11 protein-coding genes are annotated in these 11,606 nt (G+C 74.5%); all 11 read left to right on the top strand.

The window, feature by feature from the left end; all coding sequences use genetic code 11:
* Positions 1-168 precede the first annotated feature (168 nt).
* Complete coding sequence (locus AB0D31_RS20190; protein WP_362724733.1) at positions 169-1,131, top strand: NAD-dependent epimerase/dehydratase family protein; 963 nt, start codon at positions 169-171, stop codon at positions 1,129-1,131.
* Positions 1,132-1,297: 166 nt separating this feature from the next.
* Positions 1,298-2,929 carry a carbamoyltransferase C-terminal domain-containing protein gene (locus AB0D31_RS20195; RefSeq protein WP_362724736.1) on the top strand — a complete coding sequence of 544 codons (1,632 nt, stop codon included), beginning with the start codon at positions 1,298-1,300 and terminating at the stop codon, positions 2,927-2,929.
* Between the two features lie 3 nt (positions 2,930-2,932).
* On the top strand, positions 2,933-3,937 hold the full coding sequence (locus AB0D31_RS20200) for a glycosyltransferase (protein WP_362724739.1): 1,005 nt from the start codon (positions 2,933-2,935) through the stop codon (positions 3,935-3,937).
* Positions 3,934-4,527 (top strand): HAD family hydrolase, encoded by a 594-nt coding sequence (locus tag AB0D31_RS20205; RefSeq protein ID WP_362724742.1) that lies wholly within the window; start codon positions 3,934-3,936, stop codon positions 4,525-4,527. Before AB0D31_RS20200 ends, AB0D31_RS20205 begins: the two co-directional genes overlap by 4 nt.
* Complete coding sequence (locus tag AB0D31_RS20210) at positions 4,524-5,513, top strand: glycosyltransferase family 9 protein (RefSeq protein ID WP_362724745.1); 990 nt, start codon at positions 4,524-4,526, stop codon at positions 5,511-5,513. The genes AB0D31_RS20205 and AB0D31_RS20210 overlap by 4 nt, the downstream gene beginning before the upstream one ends.
* Positions 5,510-6,460, top strand: coding sequence for a glycosyltransferase (locus tag AB0D31_RS20215; protein WP_359966651.1), 951 nt, complete (start codon positions 5,510-5,512; stop codon positions 6,458-6,460). Before AB0D31_RS20210 ends, AB0D31_RS20215 begins: the two co-directional genes overlap by 4 nt.
* A complete protein-coding gene (locus AB0D31_RS20220; RefSeq protein WP_362724748.1) occupies positions 6,457-7,674 on the top strand; it encodes a glycosyltransferase in 1,218 nt (405 codons plus the stop codon). Before AB0D31_RS20215 ends, AB0D31_RS20220 begins: the two co-directional genes overlap by 4 nt.
* The gene (locus tag AB0D31_RS20225; protein WP_362724751.1) at positions 7,674-8,261 is read left to right on the top strand and encodes an SIS domain-containing protein; all 588 of its coding nucleotides are present in this window, start codon (positions 7,674-7,676) and stop codon (positions 8,259-8,261) included. Before AB0D31_RS20220 ends, AB0D31_RS20225 begins: the two co-directional genes overlap by 1 nt.
* A gap of 2 nt (positions 8,262-8,263) precedes the next feature.
* Positions 8,264-9,682, top strand: coding sequence for a PfkB family carbohydrate kinase (locus AB0D31_RS20230; RefSeq protein ID WP_362724775.1), 1,419 nt, complete (start codon positions 8,264-8,266; stop codon positions 9,680-9,682).
* Between the two features lie 248 nt (positions 9,683-9,930).
* Entirely contained in the window at positions 9,931-10,932 is a 1,002-nt protein-coding gene (locus tag AB0D31_RS20235) for a glycosyltransferase family 9 protein (protein ID WP_362724754.1), read from the top strand.
* On the top strand, positions 10,929-11,606 hold a 678-nt coding region (locus AB0D31_RS20240), incomplete at its 3' end, for a glycosyltransferase (RefSeq protein WP_362724757.1). The genes AB0D31_RS20235 and AB0D31_RS20240, both read left to right, overlap by 4 nt.

Raw genomic sequence — 11,606 nt, forward strand, 5'->3', positions numbered from 1 at the left:
TCCTGACAGGCCCGGGCCGGACCGGCGGCTTGGCCGGCCGCGTACCCACACGGCGTGCGCCGCCGGGCAGCGGCGCACGCGCGGCCCCCGACTGGCTGCCTCGCATACGACACGTCATCCTGGTTACTCAGCGGACACGAGTGAATCCAGTGAGTAAGGAGCGTCCCCATGAGCGGACACACCTGGCGCCGGGCCCTGATAACCGGCGGCGCCGGATTCGTGGGGTCCCACCTCTGTGACCGGCTGCTGGAAGCGGGATGCGAGGTGGTGTGCCTCGACAACCTGGCCACCGGCTCGACCGACAACGTGGCTGAGCTCCAACGACACGGCGCCTTCCGTTTCGTGTGCGGCGACGCCACCGATCCCACGGTCTGGGAGCAGTTGCCCGGCCGTTTCGACCTGGTGCTGCACTTCGCCTGCCCCGCCTCCCCGGCCGACTACCTGCGGCTGCCGCTGGAGACGCTGGAGGTCGGCAGCAACGGCACTCGGTTCGCCTTGGAGCGGGCCCACGCCGACGGTGCCCGGTTCGTTCTCGCCTCCACGTCCGAGGTCTACGGCGATCCTCTGGAGCACCCTCAGCGCGAGACGTACTGGGGCAACGTCAACCCGATCGGGCCGCGCAGCGTCTACGACGAGTCCAAGCGGTACGCCGAAGCACTCGTCACCGCTCACCGCCAGGTGCACGGTACGAACACGGCCGTCGTCCGCATCTTCAACACGTACGGCCCCCGCATGCGCGCCGGTGACGGCCGCGCCGTACCCACCTTCATCGCTCAGGCTCTGGACGGCGCGCCCCTCACCGTCGCCGGTGACGGCGGCCAGACCCGGTCGCTGTGTTTCGTCGAGGACACCGTGGACGGTGTCCTCGCGCTGGCCGCCTCGGCGGAGAGCGGCCCGATCAACATCGGCGGCGCCGAAGAGATCACCATGCTGGAACTCGCCCGCCACATCATCGAGATCACCGGCTCCGCCTCCCGCGTCCGCTTCGTCGAGCGCCCCGTCGACGACCCGTGCCGACGGCGCGCCGACACCACGCTCGCCCGCGAGCGGCTCGGCTGGGAACCGGTGGTGGGCTGGGCGGAGGGCCTGAAACGGACGGTGAGCTGGTTCTCCCGGTCTGTCAGCGCCTGAAGCGGCCGACATCGCGAGAGCACCACCCCGGCATCCCCGGCCCGGCTCGCCGAGAGCCACACACGGGATGCCCACCGCGCGGCAGTTGTCTTCACGTGTTTGAGGCAACCGCTCCGTGGGACCTGTGGGGCGCACGCGCCCCCGAACGCCGCCAGGGACGGACATCATGCGCATTCTTGGTATCAACGCCTTGTTCCACGACCCCGCCGCAGCTCTGGTGGTGGACGGCCGCACAGTCGCCGCGGCCGAGGAGGAACGCTTCAGCCGCCGCAAACACGGCAAGCGGCCTCTGCCCTTCTCCGCTTGGGAACTGCCCGAACTCTCCGCCCGCTGGTGCCTTGAGTACGCCGGCATCCGGCCGGAGGAACTGGACGCGGTCACCTACTCCTATGACCCCAAGCTCGCGCGGCCCGCCGCCGACCTGGGCCTGGACGACCCCTGGGATCCGCTGCGCCAGGACTACGCCCGCCAGGCGCCGGGGTTTCTCGCCGAGGCCCTGCCCGGCCTCGACCCCGAGCAGGTCGTCTTCGTACCGCACCACGTGGCGCACGCCGCCTCGGCGGGGCGGGCAGCGCCGCACCCCGACAGCGCGGTCCTGGTCCTGGACGGCCGCGGTGAGTGCGCCTCCCACCTGGCGGGCCGTTACAACGACGGCAAGCTCGACACGCTCTTCACCCAGCCGCTGCCCCATTCGCTCGGCCTGTTGTACGAGGACCTGACCCAGCACCTGGGATTTCTGCGCAGCAGCGACGAGTACAAGGTGATGGCGCTCGCTTCCTACGGCAAGCCGCGCTTCCTGGCCCGCCTGCGTGAACACGTCCACGCCACCGGCGACGGGGGCTTTCGCACCCACGGCGTCGACTGGTCCGCCCTGGCACCGGCGCGCGGCAAGAACGAGCCGTGGACCAACGACCACGCCGACCTGGCCGCGAGCACTCAGGCCGTCCTGGAGGAAGTCCTGCTGGAACTGGTGCACTGGCTGCACCGCGAGGCGGGCGGCGAGGCCCTGGCCCTGGCCGGTGGGGTCGCCCTCAACTGCGTCGCCAACTCCAAGATCGCGGCGAAGGGCCCGTACCGCCATGTGTGGGTGCAACCCGCCGCCGGTGACGCCGGGACCGCCCTCGGTGGCGCCCTGCACCTGGCGGAGAACCCGGAGCCGATGGCCGGCGCCGATCTCGGCCGAGGCTGGAGCGACCAGGAGATCCGGGCCTGGCTGGAGGGGGCCGGGGTCCCCTACGAGGAACCGGACGACATCGCCGAGGTGGTGGCCGAGGAACTGGCGCGTGATGGGGTGGTCGCCTGGTTCCAGGGCCGCAGCGAGTACGGGCCGCGCGCCCTGGGACACCGCTCCCTGATGGCTCACCCGGGCCGCGCGGAGAACCTGGAACGGCTCAACCGGGTGAAGGGCCGTGAGGAGTTCCGGCCGGTCGCGCCCATGGTGCTCGCCGAGCGCGCGCACGAGCTGTTCACCGGCCCGCTGCCGAGCCCGTACATGCTGTTCGTGCACGATGTGGCGCGCGAGTGGCGGGACCGTATTCCGGCCGTCGTCCACGTCGACGGCACCGCCCGCATCCAGACGGTCGACGCCGGCCAGGAGCCGCTCGTCGCGCGCATGCTGGCCGGGTTCGAACGGTGTACCGGGCTGCCGGTCGTGGTCAACACGAGCCTCAACACCGCCGGTCGGCCCATGGTCGACGACCCGCGCGACGCCCTGGAGTGCTTCGGCTCCGCACCCGTCGACCTCCTCGCCATCGGCCCCTTCGCGGTGCGCCGGGGCGCGGTGTACGGGAGGGCCTGACGTATGACCGCCTACGCCGTCGTCATCCCTACGCTGGTGCGTGACACGCTCGCCGACTGTCTCGCCGCGCTCGCCGCCGCCGCAGGCCCGAAGCCCCAGGAGATCGTCCTCGTCGACGACCGGCCCGGGTCCGCGCCGGACCTCGGCGCGCTGGAGCACCCGCTGAGCGTCCTCGGTGATCTGCGCGAGCGCACGTTGGTGATCCACAGCGGTGGACGCGGTCCCGCAGCCGCCCGCAACACCGGGCTGCGCGCGGCCACCGCCCCCTGGATCGCCTTCCTCGACGACGATGTGCAGGTCGGGCCGCACTGGTGCGAGCAACTGGCCCAGGATCTCGCCGAGGCGGCCCCGGACACCGGAGCGGTCCAGGGCGTCATCGCCGTACCGCTGCCCGGCGAGCGCCGGCCCACCGACTGGGAGCGCGGCACCGCCGGACTGGCCCGGGCCCGCTGGATCACCGCCGACATGGCGTTGCGCGCCGAGACGCTGAAGCGGGTCGGCGGCTTCGACGAGCGCTTTCGCCGGGCCTTCCGCGAGGACGCCGACCTCGCGCTGCGCGTCCTGGACGACCGGTGGCGCATCGAGCAGGGGCGGCGCACCACCAAGCACCCGGTGCGGCCCGCCGACCGCTGGGTTTCGCTGCGGGCCCAGCGCGGCAACGCCGACGACGCCCTCATGCGGCGCTTGCACGGGCCCGACTGGTGGCACCGGGCCGCCGCGCCGCGCGGGCGCCTGTACCACCACCTCGCGATCACGGCCGCAGCCGCGGCGGCGTGCGCGCTGGCCGCGACCGGGCGCCGCCGGGCCGCCGCGACCGCCGCGCTCGGCTGGGCCGCCGCCACCGGAGAGTTCGCCTGGGCACGCATCGCGCCCGGACCGCGCAGCCGCCACGAGGTCGAGACCATGCTCGCCACCAGCGTGCTCATTCCGCCCGCCGCCACCTGGTACTGGCTCAGCGGTCTGTGGCGCCATCGCGACGCGGCGCCGCACCGGGCGGTGGCGCCGTGAACGAGATCGACCTCGTGCTCTTCGACCGGGACGGCACCCTCGTCCACGACGTCCCCTACAACGGCGATCCCGACCGGGTCCGCCCGGTCGACACCGCCCGCGAGGCGCTGGGCCTGTTGCGGGACCGGTCCATCGCCACCGGCGTGGTCACCAACCAGTCCGGCGTCGCACGCGGGCTGCTCAGCGCCGACGACGTCCGCCGCGTCAACGAACGCATCGACGAACTGATCGGCCCCTTCGACGTATGGGCCGTCTGCCCGCACGGTCCCGACGACGGGTGCCGCTGCCGCAAACCGCGGCCCGGCATGATCGAGTGGGCCGCCGGCCGGCTCGGAATCCCGCCCGGGCGGACCGCGGTGATCGGTGACATCGGCGCCGACGTCGAGGCCGCACGCCGGGCCGGCGCACTGGGCGTCCTCGTGCCCACCCCGGTGACCCGGCCGCAGGAGATCGCCGCCGCCGCGCACGTGGCCCCCGACCTGGCCCGCGCCGTGCGGGCGGTGCTGTCGGGCCGGCTGCGAGTCACCCGCGGCCGCGCCGCGGAACGGATTACCGGGGCCGCCCGCGACCGTGCGGGGAGGGTCCGATGAAGGCCCTGGTCACTCGCCTGGACAGCTTCGGTGACGTGCTGCTCGCCGGGCCCGCGATCCGCGCCGTCGCCGCTCGCGCCGACCATGTCACCGTCCTGTGCGGGCCGGTCGGCGCCCATGCGGCGCGCCTGCTGCCGGGCGTGGACGACATCCTCGTGTGGGACGCCCCCTGGGTGGGCTTCTCGCCCCCGCCGGTGGGCCGTGGCGAGGTCGAGCAACTCATCGAGACGATCGACGCCGACGCCGCCCTGATCCTGACCTCCTTCCACCAGTCCCCCCTGCCCGCGGCGTTGCTGCTGCGCCTGGCCGGGGTGGCGTACATCGCCGCGGACAGCGTGGACTACCCCGGTTCACTGCTCGACGTACGCCATCAGCGCGCGCCGCACGCCCATGAGGCGCAGGCCGCGCTCGACCTCGCCGAGGCCGCCGGGTTCCCCTGCCCGGACGACGGCCGGCTGCGTGTACTCGACCCGCCTTCCACGATGGCATTGACCGGCCCCGATCCGTATGTGGTGCTGCACCCGGGAGCCAGTGTTCCGGCCCGGGCCTGGAGCCCGCGACGGTGTGCCGAGGCGGTGCGCGAGCTCGCGGCGGCCGGCCACCGGGTCGTGGTCACCGGCGGGAAGGGCGAGCGCGAACTGACCGCGTACGTCGCGGGCGAGTACGCGCTCGACCTCGGCGGCCGTACCGACGCGGCCGCACTCTGCGGGGTGCTGGCCAGGGCCCGGGCCGTCGTCACCGGCAACACCGGGCCCGCGCACCTCGCCGCCGCCGTCGCCACCCCCGTGGTCTGCCTGTTCGCCCCGGTCGTCCCCGCCGAGCGCTGGCGCCCCTACGGCGTCCCCCACATCCTGCTCGGTGACCAGGGCGCCCCCTGCGCGGACAGCCGAGCCCGGCAGTGCCCGGTGCCCGGCCACCCGTGTCTGGATTCGGTCTCCGCGCAGGACGTGGTGACCGCCGTAGAGAAAGTGATGGTCGCGGAATGAGGATCCTCATCTGGCATGTGCACGGCTCCTGGACGACCGCGTTCGTGCAGGGCCCACACACCTACGTCGTCCCGGTCACCCCCGACCGGGACGCCGACGGGCTCGGCCGTGCCCGCACGTTCGATTGGCCGGACAGCGTGATCGAAGTTCCGCCGGAGCGGCTGCGGGACGCGGACATCGACCTGGTGATCCTCCAACGGCCGCATGAGTACGCCCTGGTGGAGCAGTGGCTGGGCCGCCGCCCGCCGATGGTGTACCTGGAGCACAATGCCCCGCACGGTGATGTTCCGGACACCCGTCATCCGGTCGCGGACCTGCCGGGCGTGCCGCTCGTCCACGTCACCCACTTCAACCGCCTGATGTGGGACGCCGGGCGCGCCGAGACCACCGTCATCGAACACGGCATCGTCGACCCCGGGCCGCTGTGGACCGGCGAGATCCCGAACGCCGCCGTCGTCGTCAACGAGCCGGTGCGGCGCGGCCGGACGACGGGCACCGATCTGCTGGCGACGTTCGCACAGGCCGCCCCCCTCGACGTCTTCGGCATGAAGACCGACGGGCTCGCCGGCCACCTCGGCCTCGCGCCCGAGCGCTGCCGCTCCCACGAGCTCCCCCAGCGCGAGCTGCACGCGGCGATGGCCAGGCGCCGCCTCTACCTCCACCCCATCCGCTGGACCTCGCTGGGCCTGTCGCTGCTTGAGGCCATGCACCTGGGCATGCCCGTGGTGGCCCTCGCCACCACGGAGGTCACCGAGGCCGTGCCCGCCGGCGCGGGGGTGGTGTCCAACCGGATGGACGTACTGACCGAGGCCGTCGGCGACTTCATCGCCGACCCGCAGTACGCCCGCACGATCGGTGAGGGCGCCCGCGCCGCGGCGCTCGCCCGCTACGGCCTGTCCCGCTTCCTGGACGACTGGGAGCGGCTGCTGAAGGAGGTGACCCGATGAGGATCGCCATGGTGTCCGAGCACGCGAGCCCGCTCGCCGCGCTCGGCGGTGTCGACGCCGGCGGACAGAACGTGTACGTCGCCCGCCTCTCGGAGGAACTGGCGCGGCGCGGCCACGACGTGACCGTCTACACCCGCCGTGACGCCGCCGACCTGCCCGACCGGGCGCCGCTGCCCGGTGGCGCCGTCGTCGAACACGTCCCCGCCGGGCCCTGCGAGGTCCTGCCCAAGGACGACCTGTTCCCGCACATGCCCGCCTTCGGCGCGTACCTGTCACGGGCCTGGGGGCGCGAGCGGCCCGACGTGGCGCACGCCCACTTCTGGATGTCCGGCATGGCCGCCCAGCTCGGAGCGGCCGCGTACGGCGTTCCGGTCGTCCAGACGTTCCACGCCCTGGGCACCGTCAAGCGGCGCCATCAGGGCCCGGACGACACCAGTCCGGGCGAACGCGTCGGCATCGAGCGGCAGATCGGCCGCACCTGCGAGCGCGTGCTCGCGACCTGCGGCGACGAGGTCCAGGAGCTCGCCGCCATGGGGGTTCCCGTGGGCCGGGTGTCCGTGGTGCCGTGCGGGGTCGACGCCCAGCAGTTCCGCCCCCTGGCGGACACCGCCGACGCCCCGGCCCGTGGGCAGCGCCACCGGTTGCTCGCCTGTGGCCGCCTCGTCCCGCGCAAGGGCTACGACCAGGCCATCCGCGCCCTCGCGCTGATCCCGGACACCGAACTCCTCATCGCCGGGGGGCCGCCCCCCGACCAACTGGACACGGAGCCCGAGGCCGCGCGGCTGCGCCGCCTGGCCGAAGCGGAAGGCGTCGCCGACCGGGTGCGGCTGCTCGGCGCCGTCGACCCGCGCCGGATGCCCGCCCTGATGAACAGCTCCGACCTGGTCCTGTGCACCCCGGTGTACGAGCCCTTCGGCATCGTCCCCCTGGAGGCCATGGCCTGCGGGACACCGGTGGTCGCCACGGATGTCGGCGGCCACAAGGACAGCGTCGCCGACGGGCACACCGGCCGTCTCGTGCCGCCGGGCGAGACGGCCGCGATCGCCGACGCCGTCCGTGAGCTGCTGGGACACGAAGCCCGGCTGCGCCGCTACGGAGAGGCGGGACGCGAGCGCGTGCTGGCCCGCTTCACCTGGCAGCGCGTCGCGGACGGAGTGGAACAGGTCTACCGGCGTATCGCCCTGGGCCAGGAACTGCGTACGGAGGTCGCCTGATGAGCACCCACGCCGAATCGTCCGTCACCGCGCACTGCGACGAACTCCTCGACGCCATGGCCGGCTTTCGCAAACGGGCCCACCTCACCGAGCGGTGGGGCGAACGACTGGCCGCCGTCCTCAGCGGCGGTGGCCGGCTCCTGGCGGCCGGCAACGGTGGCAGCGCCGCACAGGCCCAGCACCTGACGGCCGAACTCGTCGGCCGTTACCGCGACGACCGGCCGCCGTTCTCCGCGCTCGCTCTGCACACCGACACCTCCAGCACCACCGCGATCGCCAACGACTACGGCGTCGACGCGGTGTTCGCACGCCAGGTAAGCGCCCACGGACGGCCCGGTGATGTGCTGATGCTGCTCTCCACCAGCGGCGCCAGCGCCAACCTGCTGTCCGCCGCCGACGCCGGACGCGCGGCGGGGATGAGCGTATGGGCGCTGACCGGCGCTGCCCCGAACCCGCTGGTCGCGGGCAGCGACGAGGCGCTGTGCGTGCCGGGGGCCTCCACCGCGACCGTCCAGGAACTCCATCTGGTGGCGGTGCACATGGTGTGCGCGGCGTTCGACGCGGCGATCGAGAGGAACGGGAGGTGACCATGGTCGGCGCCCGCTCCGGCAAGGCCCCTCTGGTGGTGGTCGGTGACGCCCTGCTCGACCGCGATCTGGCCGGTACCGCCGACCGGCTGGCCCCCGACGCGCCCGTGCCGGTGGTCACCGAACGGTCGTGCCGGGCGCGGCCGGGCGGAGCCGCCCTCGCGGCCCGCCTCGCGGCCGACGACGGCCGGGACGTCACGCTCATCACCGGCCTGGGCGACGACCCGGCGAGCGAGGAGCTGCGCCGGCTGCTCGACGGCCGGGTGCGGATCATCGGGCTGCCGCTGACCGGCGCGCTGGCGGAGAAGACCCGGGTGCTGGCGCAGGACCGGCCGGTCGTGCGGCTCGACCGCGGTGACGGCCGCGTCCGCGCCGCGACGGACGCGGCCCGCGAGGCGGTCCGTTCGGCGCGGGCGGTGCTGGTCTCCGACTACGGCCGTGGCGCCGCCGACTCCTTGCGGGACGTACTGACAGAACGCCCCCCGGTGGTCTGGGACCCGCACCCGCGCGGCGGGCCACCGGTACCGGGGACCCGCCTGGTGACGCCGGCGCGGTCGGAGGCCCAGGCGTTCGTGTCGGCCGCAGGGCTCGACGCCACCGGCCCGGCGGGCAACGGCCTGCAAGCGGTCGCCGCCCAGGCGACGGCACTCGTACGGCACTGGGGTGCCGCCTGCGTCGTGGTGACGCTCGGCGCGCGCGGCGCGCTGCTGTCCTACGGCGAACAGCCCCTGTTCGTCCCGGCGCCCGCTGTGCACCACGGTGACGCCTGCGGTGCGGGTGACCGGTTCGCGGCCACGGCGGCCGGCCTGCTGGCCGATGGAACGCTCGTCGGCGAGGCGGTCGAGGGCGCCGTGGCGGCAGCGACCGCGTTCGTCGCCCGAGGTGGCGCGGGGGCGGTGAGCGACGGCGCGTCGCCCGCGACAAGCTTCCGGCCGGCCGGCGAGAAGCCCCACGACGTCGCCGACGCCCCGGACCCGCAAGCCGTGATCGCCCGGACCCGCGCCGCCGGAGGCACCGTCGTCGCCGCCGGCGGCTGCTTCGACCTGCTGCACGCCGGACATGTCGGGCTGCTCCAGGCGGCCCGGGGCATCGGCGACTGCCTGGTGGTGTGCCTCAACTCCGACGCCTCGGTACGACGCCGCAAGGGTGCGGACCGCCCCAGGAACCCGCTCGCCGACCGGGTACGAGTGCTGTGCGCGCTGGCGTGCGTCGACGCGGTGGCCGTCTTCGAGGAGGACACTCCCGAACGGCTCCTTGCCGAGCTGCGCCCCGACATCTGGGTCAAGGGCGGCGACTACTCCGGCGCCGAGCTGCCCGAGGCCGCTCTGCTGGAGGAGTGGGGCGGGCAGGTGCTGCTGCTGCCCTACCTGGACGGCCGGTCCTCGACCGCGCTTCTGGCCCCGGCGACGGAGGGCCGATGACGGTGGACCGCGCTGCCGGCCCGGACGTCGGAGGGCCGATGACGGTGGACCGCGCTCCCGGCCCGGACGGCGGAGGGCCGATGACGGTGGACCGCGCTCCCGGCCCGGGCGTCGGAGGGCCGATGACGTCCGACCGCGCTTCTGGCCCCCGCGACGGAGGGCCGATGACGGTGGACCGCGCTCCCGGCCCGGGCGTCGGAGGGCCGATGACGTCCGACCGCGCTTCTGGCCCGGGCGTCGGAGGGCCGATGACGTCCGACCGCGCTGCCGGCCCGGACGGCGCGGCGCGGCCGGTCACGCGCCCGCGACTCCTGGTGCTGCGCGCCCTGGGCCTCGGCGACCTCCTCGCCGGCGTTCCGGCGCTGCGCGCCCTGCGCAGGGCCCTGCCCGAACACGAACTGGTCCTGGCCGCCCCCGCCGAACTCGCGCCGGTGGCCGCGGCGACGGGAGCCGTCGACCGGCTGCTGCCCGCCTGCGCTCCGGATCGCGCCGTCCCCTCCGCCCTCGACTGGGACGGGCCGCCACCCGACATCGCCGTGGACCTGCACGGCAACGGACCGCCCAGCCACCGACTGCTCCAACTCCTGCGCCCACGCCGCCTGTTCGCCTTCGCCCACCCGGAGACCCCCGAGATCGACGGGCCGCGCTGGCGGGCCGAGGAACACGAGCGGGCCCGCTGGTGCCGCTTCCTGGAGTTCTACGGCATCCCCGCCGACCCCGCCGATCTGCTGCTGCCCCGGCCGCCGGCCCCCTCGCCCGCGCCGGGAGCCGTTGTGGTGCACCCGGGCGCCGGCGCGCCCTCCCGGTGCTGGCCGGTCGACCGCTACGCCGCCGTCGCCGTAGCGCTGCGCGAGCGCGGCCACCGCGTGGTGGTCACCGGAGGGGCCAAAGAGGACGGCCTCGTGGCCCGCCTCGCCAAGCAGGCGCGCCTGCCCGACACCGACACCTTCGGCGGGGGCCTGCCCTTCGGGCGCCTCGACGCGCTGGTCGCCGGCGCCCGCGCGGTGCTCAGCGGTGACACCGGCATCGCGCACCTCGCCGTCGCCCACGCCACTCCCACCGTCACCCTGTTCGGCCCCGTCGCACCGAGCCGCTGGGGCCCACCGCCCGACCCGCGCCACCGCGTGGTGTGGCGCCCGCACCCGGGCGCGGAAGGCGACCCGCACGGCGTACGCACCGACCCGGCGCTCCTGCGCATCAGCACCGAGGACGTCCTGCACGCCCTCGGCCAACTCCCCCTCGCCTCATGAACCGCACCCCCACGACAGGCGTCGTCATCGCCACCCGCGACCGCGCCGACAGCTTGGCGCGCACCCTGCGCCACCTGCTCGACCTCCCCGACCGGCCCGAGATCCTCGTCGTCGACAACGCCTCCACCGACGACACCCGCACCCGGCTGGCCCGCGACTTCCCCCAGGTCGAAGTGCTGCCCCTGGCCTCCAACCAGGGCGCCCTCGCCCGCAATCTCGGCGTACGCGCGCTGCGCACCCCGTACGTGGCGTTCAGCGACGACGACTCCTGGTGGGCGCCCGGCGCCCTGGACCGCGCGGCCGAGCTGATGGACAGTCACCCGCGGCTGGGCTTGATCTCCGCCCGTACGCTGGTCGGCCCCGCCGAGGAGCCCGACCCGCTCAACGACGTCCTCGCCGCCTCCCCGCTGGGCCCGGCCCACGACCTGCCGGGCACCCAGGTCCTGGGCTTCCTCGCCTGTGCCTGCGTCGTGCGGCGAACCGCTTTCCTCGACGCGGGCGGCTTCCACGACCTGCTGTTCTTCGGCGCGGAGGAAACCCTGCTCGCCTACGACCTGGCCGCGCACGGCTGGGGGGTCACCCACTGCCCCGACGTCGTCGCCCACCACCACCCCGACCCGGCGCCGCGCGACGGCCGTTCGGTCAGGGTCCTGCGCAACGAACTGCTCACTGCC

It is taken from the genome of Streptomyces sp. NPDC048361 (genome assembly GCF_040651795.1).
GTDB lineage: Bacteria > Actinomycetota > Actinomycetes > Streptomycetales > Streptomycetaceae > Streptomyces.